The sequence below is a fragment of the Kitasatospora sp. Root107 genome, assembly GCF_001424875.1.
Taxonomy (GTDB): Bacteria; Actinomycetota; Actinomycetes; order Streptomycetales; family Streptomycetaceae; genus Kitasatospora.
This window is the reverse complement of the sequence record NZ_LMCT01000072.1, coordinates 62,997-86,373: the sequence shown is the minus strand read 5'-3', so window position 1 is coordinate 86,373 and position 23,377 is coordinate 62,997. Positions and strand designations below refer to the sequence as shown.

Here is a 23,377-nt window from a genome sequence, read left to right as displayed (position 1 = left end):
CGACGCGCTGGATGGTTCCATCCGCGGCGAGATCGCGCAGGATCTGCCGGGCGCGCTTCTCGTCGACGGCGTGGCCGACCGAGCCGAGCGCCTTGTCCAGCCAGTCGAGATGGGTGCCGCTCAGGTGGGCTGTCACGATCACGGGCCGGTGGTCCTTCCGTCCGGGGTACGTACCGGCGAAGCTAACCGTTCGACGGACCGGAGATAAGACCGCACCCCGGTCGCCGACCGTTTCTTAGCGTGAACATTTCATAACAGCCGGACCGGTTCGCCCCCGTCGGGTCATCCGCCGTCCTACGGTCGGTCAGTCCGCTCACCACCCCCGGTACTTCGGAGGACCCGTGCGCAAAAGGCTGACCATCTCCGCGGCCCTGGCTGCCGCCCTGCTGCTGACCAACCCCGCCGGTGCCGCCACCGGCGCAGTCGGTGCGTCCGGTGCCGGGGACGCCTACTACCCGCAGTACGGCAACGGCGGGTACGACGTCTCGCACTACGACCTGCGGCTCAAGTACCAGCCCGCCACCGACCAACTCGAGGGCACCGCGACGATCCTGGCCACCACCACGGCCGCGCTGTCCCGCTTCAACCTCGACTTCGCCCTGGGCGTCCAGGAGGTGCAGGTCAACGGGCGCAAGGCGGGATTCACGACCACCGGCGAACACGAACTGGAGATCACCCCCGCCAGGCCGCTCGGCAAGGGCGAGCGCGCCACCGTGGTGGTCCGCTACTCCGGCGTGCCGTCCACCGTCACCGCCTACGGCTTCACCGCCTGGCAGCGCACCCCGGACGGCGGCGTGGCGGCCGGCGAGCCGGAGTCGGCGTGGTGGTGGTTCCCGAGCAACGACCACCCCTCCGACAAGGCCACCTTCGACGTCTCCGTGCTGGTCCCCGACGGGACCCAGGCGATCAGCAACGGCGCACTGGTGTCGCAGAGTTCACGCCTCGGCTGGACCAGGTACAACTGGCGGCAGACCAAGCCCCAGGCCACCTACCTGGCCACCCTCGCACTCGGCCGGTTCGACCTCGGCACCTCGGTCACCGAGAGCGGCATACCCGTCATCACCGCCTACAGCCGCGACCTCGGCGACAACGCCGGCGCCGCCCGCGCCAGCCTGGAGCGCACCGGCGAGATCACCGACTGGCTCAGCACGCAGTTCGGCCCGTACCCCTTCGCCACCGTCGGCGGCTACGTCCCCAACACCCGGCCCGGGTACGCCCTGGAGACCCAGAGCCAGATCTACTACAGCCCGCGGATCTTCGCCTCCGGCTCCAACACCTCCGTCGTCGTGCACGAGTTGGCCCACCAGTGGTACGGCGACAGCGTCTCGCTCGAGCGCTGGAGCGACATCTGGCTGAACGAGGGCTTCGCCCGCTACGCCCAGTGGCTCTGGTCCGAGCACGAGAACGAGGGCACCGCCCAGGAGTTGGCCGACTGGGTCTACTCCAGCCGGGCCGCCGAGGACCCGTTCTGGACCGTGCTGCCCGGCGACCCGGGCCCCGACAACCAGTTCCACGCCGCCGTGTACGACCGCGGCGCACTGGCCGTCCAGGCGCTCCGCAACGCGATCGGCGACCAGGCGTTCTTCGCCGTGCTGCGCGGCTGGCCCGCCGAGCACCAGTACGGCAACGCCACCGTCGCCGACTTCCAGCGCTACGCCGAGCGGGTCTCCGGCAAGCCGCTCGGCGACCTGCTGCACACCTGGCTGTACACCAGCGGCAAGCCCGCCGCCGGCACCGCACCGGCCCTGCGGGCGGCCACCGTCCAGGAGCCGAAGTCCTGGCAGAAGATCAAGGCCACCGACACCCTGCACGAGGCCCACTGACCGCGGGTGCGGTGGCGTCCAACCAACCGCCACCGCACCCGCGTTGGGCATCAGACGCCGTAGACCCGGACGTTGTCGACCACCCAGTACCAGTTGTTGCTGCCGGTGTAGCGGAACCGCAGCTGCAGGTTGGTGGCACCGGCCGGGACGGTCAGGGTGTGGGTCTGACGGCCGTTCACCAGGCTGCTGTACGAGGCCAGGGTTACCGGGGCGCCGCCGTTCCAGGAGGCCAGCACCTTGGCGGTCTGGGCGCCTTCCTGCTGGTAGTAGCAGGTGTACTCGACCTTGACGGTGGCCAGGCCCGAGACCGGGTAGGCCGGGCTCACCAGCGTGGTGTCGTAGTTGCCCGAGAAGGACTTGTCGGCCCACTCGTCGGAGTCGGCGACCGCGAAGACGTTCCGGGACCTGACGTTGAGCTCGCGGTACTGGTCACGCTGGGTCTTGGTCCAGAACTCGTCGGTGGTGAACGACCAGCCGCGCCACTCGGTGACACCGCCGGTGCCCATCGCCGAGTTGTCCACCGACCAGCCGGTCGGCGCCGTGTGGGTGAAGCCGATGACGCCGGCCGCGATCCCGGTCTCGTCCACCCGGCCGGTCAGCTGCGGGCGCAGCGCGTCGAAGGCATCCGGGGTGAGGCTGGCGATCGGGGCGCCGTCCAGGTTCCAGGCCGGGTCGATCGCGATCCCGAGGTGGGCCAGCGCGGTCGGCGCGATGTCCACCATCCGCACGTCGTTGCGGACCGAACCGGCGGGCAGGCCACCGCCGTTGGCGATCACGAAGGTCTGCCGCTCCTCCCAGGTCGACCCGCCGTGGCCACCGGTGGGGGTGTGCCCGTGGTCGGCCGTCACCATGATCAGCCAGTCCTCCTGCGCGTACGTGGCCCGCCCCCGGACGGCCGCCACGATCTGGCCGACCTGGCCGTCCACGCCCTTGATCGCGTCCAGGTACGCCTGGCTGGCCGAACCGCTCGCGTGACCCGCGTGGTCGACGTTGTCGAGCTGGACGAAGACCGCGTCCGGGTTGGTGTCCCGGATCCTGGCGACCGCGCGGGAGGTGGTGCCGGCGTCGTACTCGGCGCTCGGGGTGGCCACCCGGGTGTCGACGGTGGCCGAGTAGATGGTGTTCGGGATCGGCGCCCAGGAGGCCACCACGTAGGTGGAGAAAGCGGAGTCGGCCCGCTCCACCCGGGTCAGCCAGTCCGGGTAGGCGGTGAAGTTGGGCGCGGTGAAGTTGTTGTCCTTGACGTTGTGCTTGTCCGGCCAGACGCCGGTGGCGATGGTGGTCCAGCCGGGGCCCGAGGACGTCTCGGCCATCGGGTTGGCGTACAGGCTGCTGGCGGCGGACAGACCGCCGGCCATCAGGGCGTCCAGGTTCGGCGCGTCGGCGTCCTTGATCCGGTTGAACATGGCGCCGTCCAGACCGATCACCAGGACCTTGGGGGTCTGGGCGGTGGTGGCGGCGAACGCGGTACGGGCGAGCGGGCCGGCCGCGAGTGCGGCTGCGGCGGTGCCGAGGAGCAGGCTGCGCCTGGGGAGTCCTGCGGTCACGTCGTCCTCCTGAGGAAGCGTCAGAGCTGGAGCGGGGCGCGGACCACACTCGGGCCACCCGGTGGCGCGGACTCCCCCGACTGCGGTACCCGGCGTGAACAGCACCCGAACTTCGGTCCAGACCCGTTATCATTCCGTGACTACGAGGGCCCCGGCCGAGCGCCCCGCCCAGGCTCAGGAGCCGGGCTCCAGGCGGGTGGTGAAGCTGAAACGGTCACCCCGGTAGAGCGAGCGGACCCGCTCCAGCGGGGCGCCGGTGGTGTCCCGGGTGAGGCGGTGCAGCAGGAGCATCGGGAGGGCGGGCGGGGTGCCGATCAGCAGGGCCTCGCGGGGGGTGGCGAGGACGGTCTCGATCCGTTCGTCGGCCGCGCCGAACTCGATGCCGAGCTTCTCGGTCAGGAACGCGTAGAGCGACGCACCGGGGTCGAACTCCCGCTCCAGGGAGGGGATTCGGGCCACCGCGAGGTAGGTGCTCTCCAGGCCGACCCGCTCGCCGTCGGCGAGCAGCACCCGCTCCAGGTGCCAGACCGGCGCACCGGCCGGCAGCCGCAGCTGGTCCGCCAACTGCCCGTCCGCGCCGAACTGTTCGAGTCCGATCAGGGTCCGGCCCGGCACCCGGCCCTGGCGCCGGACACCCTCGGTGTAGCTGGCCAGCGAGAGCGGCTGCTCCAGCTTGGGACCGGCCGCCACCGTGCTGCGCCCCCGGCGGCGGACCTTGCCCTGGATCAGCAGATCGCGCACCGCCTGCCGGAGGGTCTCCCGGGAGACCTCGTACCTGGCCGCCAGCTCGCGTTCGGTGGGCAACGCGCCGCCCTCGCCGAGCTCGTCCAGCAGGGCTTCCAACTCCGCCTTCACCGCGTAGTACTTGGGCACCCGCCCGTGCTCGGGGATACCGGACCGGATCGGGGAGCCAGGAGCGTCGTTCACCCCGCCATCCTCCCAGCACAGCTGACGGACCCTCCGGGCGACCCGGCCTCACATTTCGCGGGCCTGCGTCGTCGGAGTACCGACCCGGTCCCACCGCACCCACGTACTGGAGCCCACGACCATGCGCACCCGAATCCTCCTGGGGCTCGCCCTGCTCGCCACCGGCCTACTGGCCGGCGCGTTCGGCTACGGCGCCGCCAACCTCGTCCCCACCTTCAACGCCGTACCGCTCGACCTGCGGCTGACCTTCCACGCCGAGCTGATGAAGATGAACGGCATCACCATGCAGACGGCGATGGCCGTGTCGACCCTGAGCTCCGTCGCGCTCGCGGTCCTGACCCGAGGCCGGGCCCGGACGCTCGCGGGTGCGGCAGGTGCGCTGACCTTCGCGTCCTTCCTGACCACCCGGTTCGGCAACATACCGATCAACGGCCGGATCAAGGAGTGGGCCGTCACCTCCGCGCCGGCCGACCACGCGGAGATCCTGCAGCGCTGGGAGCTGTTCAACGACCTGCGCACGCTCACCGCCGTCCTCGCGTTCGCGCTGCTGATCGTCCTCTCCCTGTCGGCGGAGTCGGCGGCTTCGCCCGCTCAGAGCCAGTCGCGGCGTTTGAAGACCAGGTAGAGCCCGAGGCAGACCAGCACCATCAGGCCGATCGCGAACGGGTAGCCGAACACCCAGGCCAGCTCGGGCATGTTCTCGAAGTTCATCCCGTAGACGGTGCCGATCAGGGTCGGCGCGAACAGGATGGCCGCCCAGGAAGAGACCTTCTTGATCTCGTTGTTCTGGGCGTGCCCGGCCTCGGCGAGCTGCTTCATCTCCTCGTTCTGCGCCTGCGAGACCAGGGTGGCGTTGACGGTGAGGATGTTCTGCAGCATCTGCCGGAAGCCGTCCACCCGTTCGGCCGCGGTGGTGGCGTGGTCGGCCACGTCCCGCAGGTTGCGCTGGAGCTCCTCGTCGGTGCCGTACTTGCCGAACCCGGCCTCCAGACTGGCCATGATCTCCAACAGCGGACGGGTCGAGCGCTGGAACTCGATCACCTCGCGGGAGAGTTCGTAGATCCGTCGGGAGACCTTGGGGTCACCGCTGAAGACCTCGGTCTCGATCTCGTCGATGTCGTGCTGCAGCCCGGCGATCACCGGGGCGTAGCCGTCCACCACCGCGTCCAGCACGGCGTACAGCACCGCCTCCGGGCCGAGCGCCAGCAGCTCCGGATCGTCCTCCAACCGGCGGCGGACCACCGAGAGGTCGGGGGACTGCGAGTGGCGCACCGTCAGGACGAACTGCGGGCCGACGAAGAGGTGGATCTCGCCGAAGTCGACCTGCTCGCTCTCGTCCAGGTAGCGGGCCGCCCGGAGCACCACGAACAGGGTCGCGCCGTAGCGCTCCAGCTTGGGCCGCTGGTGGGCGACGATGGCGTCCTCGACCGCGAGCTCGTGCAGGTCGAACCGTTCGGCGGCCTCCAGCATCTGCTCCTCGGCCGGGCGGTAGAGGCCGATCCAGGCCATCGTGCCGGGCTCGCCGGGCACCTGCCGGTAGACCTCGGCCAGGCTGCTGCCACCGGCGACCCGGTGACCGTCCCGGTAGACGGCGGCGTCCACCACCGAGCGCTCCAGGTGCACCCCGTCGTCGCTCAGGTGCTCGGCGCGCGGGTCCATCGAGTGCTCGGGGGCGGGATCGGGCTGCTGCCCGGGGGGACGGGCGAACGGACGCTTGCTCGCGCGGGCCGCACGGGAACGCCAGTCGGACATGGGCGGGCACCTCCGCCGCCCAGTCTCCTGCCCGGTGGCCCGCCGCGTGCCCAAGGACACGCGGCGGGTGGCGGAGCGTCAGCTCCCGATGCGTCAGCCGGCGTCGGCCTTCACGGGGCTCGCGGGGCTCGCGGGCGGGGCCGCCTTGCCCGGCTTGCGCAGGAACAGGTACAGCGTGGGCACCACGTACAGCGCCCAGGCCCAGACCTGAAGCTTCGTCGGGTCGGGCTGGAAGTTGAAGACGCCCTTGAGCAGGGTGCCGTACCAGCTGTCCCGGGGGATGGTCGTGCTGATGTCGAAGGCGTGGTTCGCCAGGCCCGGCAGGATGTCGGCCTCCTGCAGGTCGTGCAGGCCGTACGCCAGCACCCCGGCCGCCACCACGACCAGCATCGCGCCGGTCCAGGTGAAGAACTTGGCCAGGTTGATCTTCAGCGCGCCCCGGTAGAACAGCCAGCCGAGGAACACCGCGGTGAGCAGGCCCAGGCAGGCGCCGACCAGCGGCCGGACGCCGTCGCTGGTGGCCTCCACCGCCGCCCAGATGAACAGCGCCGTCTCCAGGCCCTCCCGGCCGACGGCCAGGAAGGCGGTGAACACCAGCGCACCGGTGCCCATCGCGACCGCCGCGTCCAGCTTGCCGTGCAGCTCCGTCTTGAGGTGACGGGCCGTCCGGCGCATCCAGAACACCATCCAGGTGACCAGCCCGACCGCGATGATCGACAGCGTGCCGCCGAGCGTCTCGGCCGCCTGGAAGGTGAGCTGGCTCGAGCCGTAGGTGAGCAGGGCGCCGAACGCCATGCTCAGGCCGACCGCCACGCCGACGCCGGTCCACACCGGGGTGAGCGCCTGCCGGCGGTCGGTCTTGACCAGGTAGGCGATCAGGATGCAGACCACCAGGCTGGCTTCCAGACCCTCGCGCAGGCCGATCAGGTAGTTGCCGAACACGGGGGTGTCCTCCAGAGCTAGTGCGGGTGGGGCAGGTCAGCCGAAGAGTGACTGGCCCCACCACTCGCCGGGCTTGCGGACCCCCGGCGGGCAGGCGAAGTGCGCCGAACCGACGTGCTGGATGTACTCGTTGAGGGCGTCGGTGGCAGCCAGCTTGCGCTGCACCGGGACGAAGGCCTTGCGGGTGTCGCGCTGGTACGCCAGGAAGAACAGCCCGGCCTCCAGTCGGCCGAGACCGTCCGAGCCGTCGGTGAACGAGAAGCCCCGGCGGAGCAGCTTGGCCCCGCTGTTGCTGTCCGGGTGGGCCAGCCGGACGTGCGCGTCCTTCGGCATCGCCTCCAGGTCGGGGGCGTCGTGCTCCTTCTGCTTGCCGAACGGGGCACCCTCGCGCTTGGTCCGGCCGAAGATGTCCTCCTGCTCGGAGAGCGGGGTGCGGTCCCAGGTCTCGATGTGCATCCGGATCCGCCGGGCCACCAGGTACGAGCCGCCGGTCATCCACTCCGGGCCGTCGCCGGGCGCGGCCCAGACGTGCTCGTCCAGGGTCGGGGTGTCCTTGCCCGAGACGTTGTGGGTGCCGTCCTTGAAGCCCATCAGGTTGCGCGGGGTCTGCGCCTCCGGCGTGGTGGAGGAGGTCTTGCCGAAGCCGAGCTGGGACCAGCGCACGGTGACCACGCCCATCCCGATCCGGGCCAGGTTGCGGATCGCGTGCACCGCCACCTGCGGGTCGTCGGCGCAGGCCTGCACGCAGAGGTCGCCGCCGCTGCGGGCCGGGTCCAGGTTGTCGTGCGGGAACGGCGGCAGGTCGATCAGGCCCTCGGGCCGCTTGGCCTTGAGGCCGAACCGGTCCTTGCCGTCCTTCTCGAACAGCGTCGGGCCGAAACCGATGGTCAGGGTCAGCCGGGAGGCGGGCAGGCCCAGGGCCTCGCCGGTGTCGTCCGGCGGGGCCTCGGCCAGGCCGGTCGCGCCGGTGCCGACCTCGCGGCCGCCGGTCATCACGGCGGCCGCCTTGGTCCACTCCTTGAGCACCCGGATCAGGGCGTCCCGGCTGGTGGTGGAGACGTCGAAGGCCGCGAAGTGCAGCCGGTCCTGGACCGGGGTGGCGATGCCGGCCTGGTGCTCGCCGTAGAACTCGATGTCCGGGACCGCCTTGAGGGCGGCCTCGGCCTGCTCGTCCGAACCCTGGGTGGCCGCGGCCACCGTGCCGACCGCGGCGGCGCCCAGCGCCACCCCGGCCCCGGCCCAGCCGATGACGGCGCGTCGGCTGACCGAGCCCTTCGGCTGCTGGTCCTGGCCGTCCTGCTCCACGGCGGGTTCCTGCGTCTGCTCGCTCATGACTCTCCCTCAGGCCTTACTTGACCACGACGGCGGCGGCGAGCTTGGACAGCGGCTCGGCGAGTGCGTTGACGGCGTCCGAGAAGGCCTTCCGCTCCGGCTCGGCGACCTTGTCGTACGAGGTGTAGCTGTCGCCCTGCTTGTACTTGGCGAGCATCGCCTGCAGCGCGGCGAACTCCTGGTCCAGGGTCTTGGCCAGCTCCGGGTCCTTCTCGGCGGCGACCGGCTTGATCAGCTCGTACGCCTTCAGCGCGCCCTCGACGTTGCCCGCGAAGTCGGACAGGTCGGTGTGGCTGTAGCGGTCCTCCTCGCCGGTGACCTTGCCGGTGGCGACCTCGTCGAGCAGCTCCTTGGCACCGTTGGCCATGCTGGTGGCGGTGATGTCGGCGGTGCCGACCACCTTCTGCCAGTCCTTCAGGTCGGTGACCAGCTGGTCGGCGAGCTTCTTGTCGGCGTCGGTGATCGCGCCGGCCTCCCAGAGCGACTTCTCCAGCTTGTGCCAGCCGGTCCACTCCTGGCCGGGCTCCAGGCCGTCCTCGCGGACGTCGGTCTTCGGGTCGATGTCACCGAAGCTCTCGGCCACCGGCTCGGTCCGCTCCCAGCCGACCCGGGACGGGGCGAACGCCGCCTTGGCGCCCTCCAGGTCCCCGGCCTTGACCGCGTCGGCGAACTTCTGCACCAGCGGGATGGTGGCGTCGGCCTGCTCCTGCACGTACTTGCGGTACTCGGCGACCGCCTTGTCCAGGCGCGGGTCACCCTTGGCCGGGGCGCCGTCACCGGTCACGGTGATCTTCTGCCGGATGCCGTCGCCGGTCATGCCCGGCTTGCAGGCGACCTCGTACTCGCCGGCCTTGATCTCGGAGGTGATGGTGGCCTTGGTGCCGGGACCGATGTTCTCCCGCTCGGCCACGATCTTGTCGCCCGCGGCGTAGACGTAGACCTCGGTGACCTTGGAACCCTTGTTCTGCACCGCGAAGTTGACGGCGCCGGCCGGGAAGCTGGTCTTCGACAGCTGGCAGGCGGTGTCCGAGGCGTTCACCTGGATCGAGCCGTCGGAGGAGACGTCCTTCTTCTGCTCGGTGCAGGCGGTCAGCGCGGCTCCGGCCACTGCGAGGGTGAGCAGCGCGGCGAGGTGCGGGCGACGGACGGGCATCAGGAGACTCCACGGGCGGGGACGGCTTGAGGGATGGGCGAAGGCTACTTAGGACACCCTCACCCAGGAGTAAGCTAAGCCATGCCTAAGCACTTGCCCACACCGGGGGTGGTCACAAATCGGCAAAAGCCCCGGGGTGCCGTTCCTGACAGGTCGTCGACACCGGCCGCCCAGGCGGCCGATGCGGCCGGTTCGCGCCGTGCTTCGTGTACCCGGAACCCCTGACGAAAGGGATCGGCCGGATCTGACGGACCCTCCACCCCCTCTGCCGGGCGGGCGTCGGGTCTGCCATCCTTCCCCAGTGCACACCGGCCAGCCTCTCTTCCGCGCGTTCCGCGCTGTCGCCTTCGCGGCGGTGTGCGCGGCCGCGTCGCTCGGGGTGCACCGGTTGGCCGGCGGGGCTCCGGTCCAGCCCGGGATGCTCGGGCTCGCGGTCGGCCTGACGGCCGGCGGCGGCTACCTGCTGGCCGGGCAGCGCCGGGGGCTCGGGGCGTTGCTGGGGGCGTGCTTCGCCACCCAGTACGGGCTGCACCACCTGTTCGGGCTGGGCGCGGTGCCGGAGCGTCAGCCGATGCACCATCACGACATGACGCACGGCATGGCCCATGACATGGCGCACGAGATGCCGGCCGCCTCGGCCGAGCAGCTGCCGATGTCGATGGAGCCGCAGATGCTCCTGGTGCACGCCGTGCTCGCGCTGGTCTGCGCCTGGTGGCTGGCCCAGGGCGAACACGCCCTGGCCGGGCTGCTGCTCGGCGCGGCCGTCGCCGTCGGCGGCTGGCTGGTCAGGCTGGTCACCACCGCACCCACCGTCCCCGCCCTCCCCCGGCCGCGCGGCCTGACGTTCCGGTACAGCCCGGCGCCCGCGCTGCTGTTGCTGCTCTCCGCCGCCGTCTCGCGGCGCGGGCCGCCCGCTCTCTCCTGCTCCTGAAACCGGGCCCATCGGGCGCCCGGTGGTCGGCCGTGCCCGTTTCCGGGTGCCGCCGGTCCGTTCCGCCGTGCCTTCTTCCGCACCTGCGGCCGGACCTTCCCTTCACCGTGACGCACCGTCGAGTGCGCACGTCCTCCTGAGCCGGAGAGAGCTGCTTCATGCTGTCCGAAACCGAACGACCGCCCACCGAGGCGACCCCTGCCAAGCCCTCCCCCTGGGCCGGGCTCCGTCCGCTGCTGCTCCGCCTGCACTTCTACGCGGGCATCCTGATCGCCCCTTTCCTGCTGGTCGCCGCCGTCAGCGGCCTGCTGTACGCGGGCTCGTACCAGATAGAACGCTTCGTCTACGCGGACCAGCTGACGGTCTCCCAGGTCGGCACCGCCGCCCTGCCGCTGTCCCGGCAGATCGACGCCGCCACGGCCTCCCACCCCGAGGGCAAGCTCGCCCTGGTCCGTACCTCCGACGACCCGGAGGCCACCACCCAGGTCCTGCTGAACGTGCCGACCCTGGACGAGGGCCTCAAGCTCGCGGTCTTCGTCGACCCGTACACCGCCGAGGTGCGCGGCGCGCTGGAGAGCTATGGCAGCTCCGGGGCGCTCCCGTTCCGGGCCTGGCTCTCCAAGCTGCACGCCAACCTCCAGCTCGGCGAACCCGGGCGGATCTACAGTGAGTTGGCCGCCAGCTGGCTCTGGGTGGTGGTGCTCGGCGGGCTCGCACTCTGGTTCGGCCGCCGCCGCAAGCGGTACGCCCGCCCCGAGGCGGGTCTGACGGGCCGTCGTCGTTCACTGTCCTGGCACGGCGCGCTCGGCCTCTGGGCCGCCCTCGGCCTGCTCGGCCTGTCCGCCACCGGCCTCACCTGGTCGACCTACGCCGGTGACCACATCGACCAGCTCCGCACCTCACTGAGCTGGACCACCCCCGCCCTGGCCACCGCCACCGGCGGCGGCGACCACTCCGCCCACGAGGGCCACGCCGACCCCACCGGCGCCCCCGCCGCCCCGGTCGGCGTCGACCAGGTGATGGCCGCAGCGGCCGCAGCCGGCATCGACGGCCCGGTCGAACTCGTCCCGCCGAAGGCCGCAGGCAAGGCCTACGCGGTCAAGGAGATCGACAAGCAGTGGCCGGTCCGCCTGGACCAGGTCGCGATCGACCCCACCGACGCCACCGTCTCCTCCGAACTCCGCTTCGCCGACTACCCCCTCGGCGCCAAGCTCACCCGCTTCGGCATCGACCTGCACATGGGCCTCACCTTCGGCCTGGCCAACGAACTCGCCCTGATCGCCCTGGCCGCCGGCCTGATCGCGATGACCCTGCTCGGCTACCGCATGTGGTGGCACCGCCGCCCCGGCCCCCGCACCTTCGGCCGCCCCTACCCCGCCGGCGCCTGGCGCCAGTCCCCCAAGGCCGCCGCCGCCCTGGCCCTCACCGCCATCGCCGTCGGCTGGTTCCTCCCGCTGCTGGGCATCTCGCTGGCGGCGTTCCTGACCGTCGACCTGCTGCTGGGCCTGCGGAAAACGAAGTGACACACGCGTGGTCGGCCCTCGTACCCTGAGGGCCGACCACGGCTCGCTCGCAGCGTTGCGCGCGAACGTTGAGGAGGCGGACTGCACGAGCGCGACATCCGTACGCCGCCCAACTGACCTGAGAAAACGCCTCGGGGCCCGCCGACGGTCGCGCGTGCGGCAGGCCCCGAGAGGGTGGTGACGGTGGGTCAGGCGGCCGGGACCGCCGTGGCGGGCGGGGTGGCCGGGGCCGGGCGGGGGGCCAGCAGGCGCTCCGCGAAGTGGCCGAAGACCAGGGCGAAGGCGGTCCACAGGACGGCCTGGATGCCCAGAGTGGCCAGCCGGAACTGCCACAGGAGAGCGGCCGGGAAGGTCTCCTTGACCGCGTCCTCGTTGCCCGGCAGCAGGACGAAGGCCAGGGTGACGGCGACCGCGAAGGCGAGGCCGGCCAGCACCGAGGCGTTCCAGTTGCCCAGGCGCGGGGCGAGGCGGCGGCCGAGGATGACGGCCGCGACCGCGAGCAGCACGCTGAGCAGGATCATCAGGAAGAACAGCGTGGTGCGCTTGCCGATGGTGTCCGGGTTGCCCACCGCGGGCGGCGTGGCCGGGTACTTGAGGAACGGCACCAGGTAGACGGTGGTGAACGCGGCCGCCGCGACCAGGGCGGCGGTCGCCTTGGGCGAGAACCGGCCGATCCGGCCGAGCGCGAAGCAGTACACCAGGGCGGCGATACCACCGAGCGCGACACCGTAGACCAGGACGCCGGTGGCCAGCCCGAAGGTCGACTGCATCGACCGGCTGACCAACTCCTCTTCCTCCTCGGCGGCCGGGGCCGCCGGGGCGGCGGCGGTGTCCCCGCCGTGGACGTGCTGCGGCGCCGACGCGGTGCTCTCCAGGGCGATCGAGTCGTCGACCGACGGCTCACCCACCAGGAAGGCGAAAGCGAAGGCCAGCACCCCGGCCAGCAGGCCCGCGAGCATGCCACGGACCAGCAGGTTTCTGACAGTTGACGAAGGCATGTGCGTGTTCTCCGTCAGTGGCAGGGGAAGCCGAGCAGGTGGCGACCGTCGTGCACCCACTCGTGCACGGAGGCGCCGGAGAACACGGAGGTGGCGCCCTGTTCGGCGCCGACGAAGTAGAGCAGCACCAGCATCAGGGTGCCGAGGAAGACCGCCCAGGGCAGCAGTGCCCGGATCGGCAGGGTCTCGGTGACCTCGGTGGTGGGGGAGACGATGGCCTGAGCCATGGCAGGACCTCCTTGGGGAACGCGCGTCCCAGTCGTTGGAGCTCGGACGACGACCCTCGGGTCTGACTCACCGGCAGTTCCCGCACCTGGGTGGGGTCCTGCTCGGCATACAGTGGCGCGACCGTGCCGGGTTCTCACCGGCTTCCGTCCTGCCGTCGTCATGTCGCTGCGAACCGTACCGCCATTCGGGGGAGCCAGCCAAGGGAGCGCGTACCGGAGTGCGCTCCGCCCCAGTGCGCCGGGCGGTGGCCGATCGGGCGCCGGTGACCGGCAGTTGAGCAGAGGGAGAGAGCGGGATGACGGTACGGGTGATGTTCATCTCACCGGCGATCGGGGCCGCGCTGCGCGGGGCCCGGTTCGAGGACGGTGAGCCGCTGGACGCCGTCGGACGGAGCCGGGCCGAGGCGGCGGCCGGGAGTGTCCGGGCCGACGGGGTGGTGCTGGTCTCCCCCACCGCGCGCTGCCGGGAGACCGCCGAGGCGCTCGGGTTGACCGGGGCGCCCGGCCCGGCCGGCTGGTCGATGGGACGCTGGCGGGGCCGGACCCTGGACGAGGTGGCCGGCGCCGAACCGGAGGCCGTCGGGCAGTGGCTCGCCGACCCGGACGCCGCGCCGCACGGCGGGGAGTCACTGACCGCGCTCTGCGCCCGGACGGCCGACTGGCTGACCACCCTCCCGGACGGCCCGGTACTGGTGGTGGCCGAACCCGAGCTGATCCGGGCGGCCGTGGTGCACGCGCTCGCCGTACCGGCCCAGGCGTTCTGGCGGATCGACGTACCGCCGCTCACCGCCACCGAACTGACCGGCCGCTCCGGCCGGTGGAACCTGCGCTGCGGCCACCCCCTGGGGTGACCGCGGCGCAGGCCGTCGGTCAGCGCTACGAGGTCAGCCGAGCAGCTTGTTCATCTGCTCGATCTCGGCGCTCTGACCACTGATCACCGCACCCGCCAGCTCCTTCGCCGGGGCGTAACCCCCCTTGCTCTGCTCGGCCTTGGCCATCTCGAGGGCCCCGGTGTGGTGAGCCACCATCAGCTTCAGGAAGGCGGTGTCGAAGGCCGCTCCGGTGGCGTCCTTCAACGAGGCCATCTCGGCCTCGGTCATCATGCCCGCCGTCCCGGCCCCGCCGTGACCGGCGTGCGCACCGGCCGCGCCGAGCGGTGGAACCTGCTCGCCCCAGCCGGTCAGCCAGCCGGACATGGTGGCGATCTCCGGGTCCTGGGCCGCCCGGATGGCGGCGGCGAGCTGCTTGACCTCGGGCGAGGCGGCCCGGCCGGCCGCCAACTCGGCCATCTCCAGGGCCTGCCGGTGGTGCGGGATCATGCCCTGGGCGAAGGCCACGTCGGCGGCGTTGTAAGCCTTCGTGCTGGTCGTGCCGCTGGTGGCCGGGGCGGCGTTGTGCGCGTCGTGGCCACCACCGCTGCCGCAGGCGGTGAGCAGCAGGGCACTCGCGAGCAGCGCGGCTGCGGCCAGCGGGAGGCGGCGGTTCGGCTTGGTGTTCATGGCGGGGATCTCCTGCGTACTAAGGTGAGTTGGGCGGTCCGGAGCGGGGCCGCCTATCTGCGCAGAAGTTGCAGCTCGGCGAGGCTGGGCGGGGCCCGGCCGCCGTCCGGTTCGCCGCTGGTCGCGCCGACCGGAGCGGGGGCGGCCACGCCGGAGGCGTACGGTGCGGCCGGTCCTGGCGGGGCCGGGGCGAAGGGGGTTGCCACCGCGCCGGAGAGGCACATCGGCCCGGCGTGACTGTCGTGACTGTCGTGGCCGCCGTCGCCCTCGTCGTGCGGGTGCTGCGGGTGGTGCTCCGCGCTCATTGCGGACGGGGCCGAGACGGCCGGGACTGCGCCGAGGCCGTGCATGGCCAGCACCCCGAGCAGCGTGGCCAGGACGAGCAGCACCCGCAGGTGAGCTCGGTGGCGGCGGCGTTCGGGGTGCATGGCGGCGAGATCCTTGGCTGAGGGTGGGTCAGTGATGGTGGGCGTGGACCACGGCGTGGCCCCGGCCCTTGGAGATCAGCCAGCGGTTCACCGGGACGGTCAGCACGAAGGCGACCACCAGCGAGAAGGCCAGCGCGCCCCAGAACAGCAGGCTGTCCAGACCGGCGTCCATCGCACCGGGGACCCCGACCATGACGCTGTTGTCCACCAGCTCCATCACCACGATCGACACGGTGTCAGCTGCCAGTGCGACCTTCAACGCGCCACGCAGGTCCAGGCCCGCCCGCAGGACACCGCGCATGGTGAGCGCGTAGCCGAAGACGAAGGCCAGCAGGACGGAGAGCACGACGGTCGTCCCGGTGTGCAGACCGAGGGCGGTCCCGATCACCAGGCCGAGGATCTCGCCGATGGCGCAGCCGGTGAGGCAGTGCAGCGTCGCCTGCGCGGCATTCCGCCAGCTGCCCGCCCGGGTCTGGTGCTCGTGCTGTCCGTGCTCGTGGTTCATCGGATCTCCCCGTGCTCGTCGTCCCTTCGGACACTGGAACCATATACCCCCAGGGGGTATTCCTCAATGCTGGTGCCCGTCGGCGAAGTGGCCCGACTTGCTCGGCGACGGAGCGACGGACGGGGCGACCGGCGGAGCAACCGACGGAGCTGCCGAAGGGACCACGGCCGAGGGTGTGGCGGCCGGCGTGGCCGATGCCGGGTGCTCCTCGACCTCCGCGCCGTGACTGTGGCTGTGACCGTCGGCGGGCACGGCCATCCCGGCCGCCAGCCGGTTCAGCCCGCCGTACGCGAGCACCGCCGCCACCAGCACCACCAGACCGGGCAGCCCGAGGATCCGCCGGACCGGGCGGTCGGCCTCCTTGACGGTGTAGGCCAGGAAGGAGAGCAGCAGGCCGGACGGGATCAGCGCCGCCGCCCGGGCCGGGAAGTCCTCGAAGTGCTGGAGGCCACCGCTCAGCATCCCGATGCCGAACGAGAGCGCGAGCGAACTGCCGAGCACCAGCAGCAGCCGCCCCACCGACGTACGGCCGGGGCGCCGGAGCTCGGCGGCCAGCGCGGCGACCAGGAAGAGCGCTGCCCCGGCCAGGCCGATCACGGTGTACCGGGCCGGGTCGAGCGGGTGGTGCACCACGGCACCGCTGATCAGTCCGGTCCCGACGAAGTAGCCGACGTAGCCGAGATAGCGGCTGAGCAGCGCGGGCTGTCTCGGTCGGGCCCGGTGTGAACGGCGCTGCGACACGGGAGGGTTGACGGGCGGCGACAGGGTGGGGACGGAGTTGGGCACGGGACCGGCCTTCGGGGCGCGTGGCGGGGCCAGGCCCACGGCGGCGAACGGCACGCGGGCATGGCGGAGCGGGGCGTGACCCGCCCGGCCTTCCGGCCGGACGGGGAGCCCCGCTAGATCCGCAGCCTGCCCGGTGAGGGGGTGTCTTCCGGTGGCGGCCTGGGCACCGGCCTGCCGCCGGGGCCGGCCACCGCAGCGGCGGCGGGGGTCGGCGGTTCGACCGCGAGCGCGGGCCCCGGGGCGGCCGGGCCGACGCCGTCGCCCGGCTGGCCGGCCAGGCAGGAGTGCGTACCGTGCTCGTCGTCCGGATCCGGGCCCGGATGGCTCGCGGCGCAAGGCGCGGCCTCGTCGTGGCGAGGTTCAGCGGTGTCGTGATCGTGCCCGGTCGGGTGGTCGCCGTGCGCGGCCGCTGCCGCCAGGCCGACGGGGTGGTGCCCGGACGGGCCTTCGGCGCCGAGGCCGTGCGAGAGGGCGACGGCCAGCACCAGCACCAGCGCGGCCCACCAGCCGAGTACCGCACGGCGGGGGCCGTGGTTCGGGACTCGGGTGACCGCCGGCATGGGCGCGATCCTAGCCCAGCCGGTGGCCCTGCCCGGCCCAGGCTCAGGAGACCGCCCCCGGCAACTCCGCGTACGCCCGGCCACTGCGGATCAGGGCCTCCGCCTTGTCCGGTTCCATCGGGCGGGCGAACAGGTAGCCCTGCCCGAGCGGGCAGCCCATCACGCCGAGCAGCTCGCGCTGCCGGGCGGTCTCGATCCCCTCCGCGATCACCCGGACGCCCAGCGTCTCGGCGATCCGGGTGATGCCCTCGACCAGGGCGTACTGCTGCGGGGAGCGTTCCAGGCCGTCGATGAAGGACTTGTCGATCTTCAGGATGGTGATCGGGAACTCGCGCAGGTAGCTGAGCGAGGAGTACCCGGTGCCGAAGTCGTCGATCGCCAGCCTGACCCCCAGCTCACTCAGCATCAGCAGGTCGGACCTGACCCGGTCGTCACGCTGCATCAGCACGCTCTCGGTCAGCTCCAGCACCAGCGATCCCGGCTCCATCCCGCACCCGTCGAGGGCCGCCAGCACCACCTCGACGAAGCCCGGGTCGCGGAACTGCCGGGCCGAGACGTTGACACTCACGTAGAGCGGGTGGCCGCCGCCCGGCGTCTGCTGCCAACGGGCCGCCTCGGCGGTGGCGCGGCCGAGCACCCAGGCGCCGAGCGGGACGATCTGCCCGCTCTCCTCGGCCAGCGTGATGAACTGCTCGGGCGGGACCAGACCGCGCTTGGCGTGCGGCCAGCGCACCAGGGCCTCGAAGCCCTCCAGGTCGCCGCTGCCGATCTCCACGATCGGCTGGTAGAGCAGGTGGAACGCGGAGTCCGCGACGGCGCCGTGCAGGCTCTCCTGGAGCTCGTGGCGCTCGATCATGCCCTCCTGCAGGACCGGCTGGAACCGGCGCCACTGCCGCTTGCCGGAGCCCTTGGCCGCGTACAGCGCGAGGTCCGCGTGGGTGAGCAGCTCGGTGGAGTCGACGCTGTCGTCGGTGGTCGCCACCCCCAGGCTGACCGAGACGTTGACCGGGCCGACGCTGAGCCGGAACGGCTCGTCGAAGGCGCGGATCACGTGCTCGGCGAAGCCCTCGGCGTCGGCCGGGGTGCGGGCGTCCTCGATCAGCACGGCGAACTCGTCGCCGCCGAGCCGGGCGGCGGTGTCCGAGGCCCGCGCGATGGTGGAGAGCCGCAGCGAGACCGCCACCAGCAGCTCGTCGCCGACGCTGTGGCCCATCGCGTCGTTGACCACCTTGAAGTCGTCGATGTCGATCAGCAGGACGCAGGCCGCCCTGCCACCCCGGACGCCCCGTCGGAAGGCCTGGTTGACCCGGTCGTGGAAGAGCACCCGGTTGGCCAGCCCGGTCAACGAGTCGTGGAACGCCCGGTGGCTCAACTCGCGCTCCAGCTGCCGCTGTTCGGTGACGTCCCGGAGGGTCAGCACCAGCCCGGCCACCGTCGGGTCGGCGCGCAGGTCGCTGTGCCTGACCTCGACCTCGATCGCCACCCCGTCGTGCCGGATCATCCGCCAGTGCTCGCGCCGCTCCCGGCTGCCGGGCTCGCGCATCTGGTCCAGCGCACCGACCACGCCGAGGCTCTCCTCCGGCGGCACCAGGGCAGCGATCGGTTTGCCGACCAGGTCGGGATGGCCGAGCACCCGGTCGGCCGAGGTGGAGGCGTACCTGACCCGGTCGCTCTCGTCCAGGATCAGGATCACGTCCGAGGCGTTCTGCACCAGGCTGCGGAAGTACGCCTCGCTGTTGCGGCGGTTGACCTCCTCGCTGAGCGTGATCCGCTCCAGCGCCAGCGCCGCCTGCGAGACGAGCGATCCCACCGTGTCGGTGAGCGCCGAGAGTTCCTCCTCCTCGCCGCCGACGATCAGCACGCCGATCAGCGGGTCGCCGGTGGGCCGGTCCTGCAGGGCCAGCGGGCAGACCAGGGCCTGGCCGACGTCGTGCAGCGCCGACTCCAGCTCCTCCCCCAGGTCCGCCACCCGGCACTGGTGGCTGCGCCCGCTGGCGGCCAGCAGATGGACGGCGTGCGGGACCCGGAAGGCCGGCCAGTCACCGCGCCGGCCGTAGGGCGGCTGGAACCTGATCCCGCCGCCCTCCTCGCTCAGTCCGAGCAGCACCTGGCGGCGCGGATCGGGCGGCGGCAGCGCGGCACCGGCCGCCCGGAGCGCGCTGGTCACCTCGTCCACCCGGGTGGCGGCGCCCAGTGAGCTGACCGCCACCCTGAGCACCCGCTCGCGGGCCACGGTCTCCCGGTGGGTGCTCACCACCCCGGCCAGCCGGGCCAGCACCAGCAGGTAGAGCAGCGCGGAGAACGCGGCCACCACACCGACGTTGCTGGTGTCGCCGGCGAAGGCGTCCAGCATCAGGATCGCCGGGGCGATCAGCGAGGCGAAGGCGAGCAGCCCGATCCGGCCCCGGGCCACCTCGGGCCGCCGGCGCGGGGCCGGGCGGGTCATGGTGACCATCGAGGGGTGCATCGCGGCGATGCCCCAGGCGGTGTAGAACGCGGCCCAGCCGAGGTCCACCGGGGTGCCGATCCGCCAGGTCCCGTGCAGCTGGATCAGCCCGAACATCACGTCCGAGGCCAGCATCCCCAGGGTGCCCACGGTGAGCAGCCGCAGCGACCAGCTGCGCGGGCCCCGTGGCACCAACAGCCGTACCAGCATGGCCAGTACCAGGATGTCACCCAGTGGGTAGGCGATCGAGAACGTCTTCTGAACCCACGTCAGTTCGAGGTTCTGCGCGGACGGCAGCACGATGTAGATCCAGACCAGCAGCGCCAGACCGGCGGTGAAGGTCAGCGCGTCCAGCAGGCTGCCCCGGTCCCGGCCCGCGCTTCGGCGGCGGATGAAGAGCAGCAGCCCGGCCGCGTACAGCGGGTAGGTCAGCAGGTAGAAGCCGTCCGCGATGGACGGGAACGGGTTGACCCTGTTGAGAATCTCGGTCTGCACCACCTCGGCGACCTCGCCCGCGGTGAAACTGAGGTTCGCGGCGGCCAGCAGGAACCACGGCAGCGGGTAGCTCGGCCGGTTGCGGAAGGTGCCGAACACGATCGCGGCCACACCGCTCAGGCCGATCCCGGTCCACCAGATGATCCGCTGGTCGGGGTGGGTGTAGTACAACGCCGTCAGCAGGGCCATCCAGCCGAGGAAGACGTACGCCGGGTAGGGCCATCGCCATCTGGTCATCGCAGCCTCTGGGGCGGGGGAACCTCAATGGAATCCTGACCAGAATACCTGACGGCGTATATTCGAAGAACAGTTCACGGGGGGCTTGAAGCACACCGGGAGACCACAGGTGGCGGACCGTGAATTGCACGTGACGGTGGTGAACTCGCGCGGCCAGTACTCGATCTGGCCGAGCCTTCGCGAGTTGCCGCCAGGCTGGCAACAGGTGGGACGACCAGCGGCGTTGGCCGACTGTACAACGGCCGTCGACGCTCTGTGGACGGATATCCGCCCGCGTTCCACCGATTCCGCGCAGATTTCCGTGCCGGAACTGGTCCGGGCCAGGGCCCGGCTGATTCCCGGTCATCCTGCGGTGATTTCGGAACACGGCACGCTCGACTACGCGGAGTTGGACCGGCGCGCGGACCGGTTGGCCCGGCGGCTGGTCGCCCGTGGTGTCGGAGCGCGGCACACCGTGGCGGTCTGTCATGACCGCAGCCCCGGCATGGTGGTCGCGCTGCTCGCCGTGCTCAGGTCCGGCGCCGCCTTCCTGCCGCTCGACCCCGCGCTGCCGCAGCGCCGGCTGGACCGGCTGATCGCCGACGCCGGGGCGGACCCGGTGCTCACCGACCGGGACCACCGCGAGCTCACCGACCGCGCCATGGTGGTCGAGGACGGTCCGGATCCTGGCGGCCCGCTGCCCGTCCCGGGGCCGGAGGACCCGGCGTACCTGATCTACACCTCCGGATCGACCGGCGAGCCCAAGGGCGTGATGGTCAGTCACCGCTCGTTCGCCACCGTGCTGACCGCGCTGGTCGAGGCGTACGGGCTGCGCCCGGCGGACCGGGTGCTCCAGCTGGCCGCGCTCGGCTTCGACACCTCGCTGGAGCAGGTCTTCGCACCGCTGATCGGCGGCGCCACCGTGGTGCTGGCCGACCGGCTCAGGGCACACCGGATCACCGTGGCCGACCTGACCCCGGCGTACTGGCACCAGTTCCAGAACGCCACCGAGCGCGACCCGGCGCCACCGGGCGACCTGCGGCTGGTCATCGTCGGCGGCGACACCGTACGGCCCGGGGACTGCCGGCGCTGGCTCCGGCGACGGCCCGGGGTCCAGCTGTTGAACGCCTACGGGCTCACCGAGACCACCATCACCTCCACCCTCTGCGCGCTGCGCCCCGAGCTGCTGGCGGGCTCGCCCGGCACCCCGGCGCCGATCGGGCGGCCGGTGGGCGGAGCCACCGTGCACCTGCTGGACGAGCAGCTCAGGCCGGTCCCGCCCGGACGCCCCGGGGAGATCTTCATCGGCGGCCCCGGCGTCGCGCTCGGCCTGTGGCGGCAGCCGGGCCGGACCGCCGAGCTGTTCCGGCCCGACCCGTACGCGGCCGAGCCGGGCGCCCGGATGTGCCGGACCGGGGACCTGGGCCGGTGGCGGGCGGACGGCGAGCTGGAGTGCCTGGGCCGGCTCGACCGGCAGGTGAAGATCCGCGGCTACCGGGTCGATCCGGCCGAGGTGGAGTCGGCCCTGACCGACCACCCGGCGGTGGACCAGGCCGCCGTGGTGCCGGAGGACGGGGCGCTGGCCGCCTTCTACACCACCGCGGGCCCGGTCCCGCCCGAGGACGTGAGCAGGTTCCTGACCGAGCGGCTGGCCGGCTGGATGCTGCCCGCCAGGCTGGCCGAGGTGGCCGAGCTGCCGCTGGACCACAACGGCAAGCTGGACCGCAAGGGCCTGCTGCTCTCCACCGCTCCCCCGCCGCCACCACCGACGGCCGCCGCCGAGCCGCTCACCCCGGTCGGCACCGGCGTGGCCGAGCTCTGGGCCCGGATGCTGCACCTGGAGCAGGTGCATCCCGGGGACGACTTCTTCCGGATCGGCGGCGACTCGCTGCTGGCCACCGAGATGCTGGCCAGGGCCCGGATCATGTTCGGCATCGGGGTCGGTCAACTCCGGGCGCTCACCCGTGCGTTGCTGGCCGAACCGACGCTGGCCGCGTTCGCCCGCAACACCCAGGCGGCCCGGGCCGGGACCCTGACGGCCGGCGACCCGCCGCCCGACTTCGTCGGCGAGGCCGAGCTCGGGGTACCGATCAGGAGCAACGGCGGGCCGGTGCCGAACTGGCGCCGCCCCGGCGCGATCCTGCTGACCGGGGCCACCGGCTACTGCGGCTCGCACCTGCTGGACACCCTGCTCCGGGAGACCGACGCCACCGTGCACTGCCTGGTCCGCGACACCGACCCCGGGCAGGCGCTGGACCGGCTGCGCGCGGCCGGGCTGCGCCACCTGCTCCGGGACCCGCTGGACGGCGTGGCGCCGGGCCGGGTGGTGCCCGAGCCCGGCGACCTCGGGGCACCGCTGCTCGGGCTGACCGAGCGTCGGTTCACCGAGCTGGCCGACGGACTCGACCTGATCCTGCACTGCGGCGCCCGAGTCAACTTCATCTATCCGTACCGGGAGTTGAGCGCCGTCAACGTCGGCGGCACCCGCGAGCTGGTCCGGCTGGCCGGGCACTCCCGGGCCGTCCCGCTGCACCACCTGTCCAGCATGTCGGTGCTGGCCGGCTACGGGGCGGCCGGTGTCCGGCAGGTCACCGAGCGCACCCCGCTGGGGCACCCGGGGCACCTCTCGGTCGGGTACGCGGAGACCAAGTGGGTCGCCGAGGAGCTGCTGCGGCAGGCCGCCGAGGCCGGTCTGCCGGTGGCCGTGCACCGGCTGAACGACGTCACCGGCGACCAGGCCACCGGCGCGATGAACAGCACCACCGAGATCTGCGCACTGATCCGGCTGATCGCCGACACCGGGTGCGCGCCCGACGTGGACCTGCCGATGGACTTCCTGCCCGCCGACAGCTTCGCCCGCGCGGTGACCTACCTCGCCACCCACGTCGAGGCCACCGGGCAGGCGTACCACCTGACCAACCCCCGGCACCCGCTGCTCGGCGAACTCACCGCCCGGCTACGGGCGTTCGGCTACCCGGTGGAGGAGCTCCCGTACCAGGCGTGGGTGCGCCGGTTCGCCCGGTACGCCGCCGAGCACCCCAAGCACCCGGCCACCCCCTTCCTGCCGCTGTTCGTGGACCGCTGCGCGGGGCGGCCCGAACTGACCGTCAGCGAGCTGTACTTCCGCCGGACCTTCCCGCGCTTCGACCGGTCCGGAGTGGACGCCGACCTGGCCGGGAGCGGGGTGGAGTTCCCGCCGGTGGACGGCGCACTGCTGGACCGCTACCTGCGGAACCTGATCGGCTCCGGCTACCTCGACCCGCCGACCGCGAGCAGGTGAACCGCCC

The 23,377-nt window shown here is 72.3% G+C and carries 20 protein-coding genes and 1 riboswitch; of the genes, 6 read left to right on the top strand and 14 right to left on the bottom strand.

Features of this window, described 5'->3' with window-relative positions; all coding sequences use genetic code 11:
* The first annotated feature begins 341 nt into the window (after positions 1–341).
* Positions 342–1,823, top strand: coding sequence for a M1 family metallopeptidase (locus ASC99_RS33850; protein WP_057239375.1), 1,482 nt, complete (start codon positions 342–344; stop codon positions 1,821–1,823).
* A 50-nt stretch (positions 1,824–1,873) separates the two neighbouring features.
* On the opposite strand, the gene ASC99_RS33845 is transcribed toward ASC99_RS33850, so the two are convergent.
* Together ASC99_RS33845 and ASC99_RS33840 are read right to left on the bottom strand one after the other, a co-directional pair.
* On the bottom strand, positions 1,874–3,370 hold the full coding sequence (locus tag ASC99_RS33845; RefSeq protein WP_200948501.1) for an alkaline phosphatase family protein: 1,497 nt from the start codon (positions 3,368–3,370) through the stop codon (positions 1,874–1,876).
* Between the two features lie 174 nt (positions 3,371–3,544).
* Positions 3,545–4,297, bottom strand: coding sequence for a GntR family transcriptional regulator (locus tag ASC99_RS33840; protein ID WP_235502958.1), 753 nt, complete (start codon positions 4,295–4,297; stop codon positions 3,545–3,547).
* 121 nt (positions 4,298–4,418) lie between these two features.
* Between ASC99_RS33840 and ASC99_RS33835 the strand changes: the two genes are divergently transcribed.
* Entirely contained in the window at positions 4,419–4,922 is a 504-nt protein-coding gene (locus ASC99_RS33835; RefSeq protein WP_057239371.1) for a DUF1772 domain-containing protein, read from the top strand.
* On the opposite strand, the gene ASC99_RS33830 is transcribed toward ASC99_RS33835, so the two are convergent.
* The 4 genes from ASC99_RS33830 to efeO all read right to left on the bottom strand — a co-directional run bounded on the left by ASC99_RS33830 (position 4,889) and on the right by efeO (position 9,476).
* On the bottom strand, positions 4,889–6,049 hold the full coding sequence (locus ASC99_RS33830) for a magnesium and cobalt transport protein CorA (RefSeq protein ID WP_057239370.1): 1,161 nt from the start codon (positions 6,047–6,049) through the stop codon (positions 4,889–4,891). The two genes, ASC99_RS33835 and ASC99_RS33830, sit on opposite strands and share 34 nt — an antisense overlap.
* Positions 6,050–6,142: 93 nt before the next feature.
* Entirely contained in the window at positions 6,143–6,991 is an 849-nt protein-coding gene (gene efeU, locus ASC99_RS33825; RefSeq protein WP_057239368.1) for an iron uptake transporter permease EfeU, read from the bottom strand.
* Between the two features lie 36 nt (positions 6,992–7,027).
* Positions 7,028–8,323 (bottom strand): iron uptake transporter deferrochelatase/peroxidase subunit, encoded by a 1,296-nt coding sequence (gene efeB, locus ASC99_RS33820; RefSeq protein ID WP_057239367.1) that lies wholly within the window; start codon positions 8,321–8,323, stop codon positions 7,028–7,030.
* A gap of 16 nt (positions 8,324–8,339) precedes the next feature.
* On the bottom strand, positions 8,340–9,476 hold the full coding sequence (efeO, locus tag ASC99_RS33815) for an iron uptake system protein EfeO (RefSeq protein WP_082598855.1): 1,137 nt from the start codon (positions 9,474–9,476) through the stop codon (positions 8,340–8,342).
* Between the two features lie 301 nt (positions 9,477–9,777).
* On the opposite strand from efeO, the gene ASC99_RS33810 reads away from it, so the two are divergent.
* Together ASC99_RS33810 and ASC99_RS33805 are read left to right on the top strand one after the other, a co-directional pair.
* The gene (locus ASC99_RS33810; RefSeq protein WP_057239365.1) at positions 9,778–10,407 is read left to right on the top strand and encodes a hypothetical protein; all 630 of its coding nucleotides are present in this window, start codon (positions 9,778–9,780) and stop codon (positions 10,405–10,407) included.
* A 158-nt stretch (positions 10,408–10,565) separates the two neighbouring features.
* Complete coding sequence (locus tag ASC99_RS33805; protein ID WP_057239363.1) at positions 10,566–11,930, top strand: PepSY domain-containing protein; 1,365 nt, start codon at positions 10,566–10,568, stop codon at positions 11,928–11,930.
* Positions 11,931–12,118: 188 nt separating this feature from the next.
* Here the strand turns inward: ASC99_RS33805 and ASC99_RS33800 are convergent, their stop codons facing one another.
* Both ASC99_RS33800 and ASC99_RS33795 read right to left on the bottom strand, forming a co-directional pair.
* Positions 12,119–12,928, bottom strand: a complete 810-nt coding sequence (locus tag ASC99_RS33800; RefSeq protein ID WP_057239361.1) for a CbtA family protein — start codon at positions 12,926–12,928, stop codon at positions 12,119–12,121.
* A 14-nt stretch (positions 12,929–12,942) separates the two neighbouring features.
* Complete coding sequence (locus ASC99_RS33795) at positions 12,943–13,155, bottom strand: CbtB-domain containing protein (protein WP_057239359.1); 213 nt, start codon at positions 13,153–13,155, stop codon at positions 12,943–12,945.
* A 60-nt stretch (positions 13,156–13,215) separates the two neighbouring features.
* A riboswitch (cobalamin riboswitch) is annotated at positions 13,216–13,301 on the bottom strand.
* A 150-nt stretch (positions 13,302–13,451) separates the two neighbouring features.
* On the opposite strand from ASC99_RS33795, the gene ASC99_RS33790 reads away from it, so the two are divergent.
* Positions 13,452–14,006, top strand: coding sequence for a histidine phosphatase family protein (locus tag ASC99_RS33790; RefSeq protein WP_057239357.1), 555 nt, complete (start codon positions 13,452–13,454; stop codon positions 14,004–14,006).
* 33 nt (positions 14,007–14,039) lie between these two features.
* Here ASC99_RS33790 and ASC99_RS33785 read toward each other — a convergent pair whose 3' ends face one another.
* From ASC99_RS33785 to ASC99_RS33760, 6 genes are all read right to left on the bottom strand, one after another.
* Positions 14,040–14,654, bottom strand: a complete 615-nt coding sequence (locus ASC99_RS33785; protein ID WP_057239355.1) for a DUF305 domain-containing protein — start codon at positions 14,652–14,654, stop codon at positions 14,040–14,042.
* Positions 14,655–14,707: 53 nt separating this feature from the next.
* A complete protein-coding gene (locus ASC99_RS33780; RefSeq protein ID WP_057239353.1) occupies positions 14,708–15,082 on the bottom strand; it encodes a DUF6153 family protein in 375 nt (124 codons plus the stop codon).
* 28 nt (positions 15,083–15,110) lie between these two features.
* On the bottom strand, positions 15,111–15,587 hold the full coding sequence (locus ASC99_RS33775; protein ID WP_057239351.1) for a DUF4396 domain-containing protein: 477 nt from the start codon (positions 15,585–15,587) through the stop codon (positions 15,111–15,113).
* 63 nt (positions 15,588–15,650) lie between these two features.
* Positions 15,651–16,427: a hypothetical protein gene (locus ASC99_RS33770; RefSeq protein ID WP_057239350.1), complete on the bottom strand. Its 777-nt coding sequence runs from the start codon at positions 16,425–16,427 to the stop codon at positions 15,651–15,653.
* A gap of 59 nt (positions 16,428–16,486) precedes the next feature.
* Positions 16,487–16,933, bottom strand: coding sequence for a hypothetical protein (locus ASC99_RS33765; protein WP_057239348.1), 447 nt, complete (start codon positions 16,931–16,933; stop codon positions 16,487–16,489).
* 43 nt (positions 16,934–16,976) lie between these two features.
* A complete protein-coding gene (locus ASC99_RS33760) occupies positions 16,977–20,111 on the bottom strand; it encodes an EAL domain-containing protein (RefSeq protein WP_057239346.1) in 3,135 nt (1,044 codons plus the stop codon).
* A 109-nt stretch (positions 20,112–20,220) separates the two neighbouring features.
* Here ASC99_RS33760 and ASC99_RS33755 point away from each other — a divergent pair, with 109 nt between their 5' ends.
* Positions 20,221–23,370, top strand: a complete 3,150-nt coding sequence (locus ASC99_RS33755) for an amino acid adenylation domain-containing protein (protein ID WP_157531928.1) — start codon at positions 20,221–20,223, stop codon at positions 23,368–23,370.
* Positions 23,371–23,377: the final 7 nt, after the last annotated feature.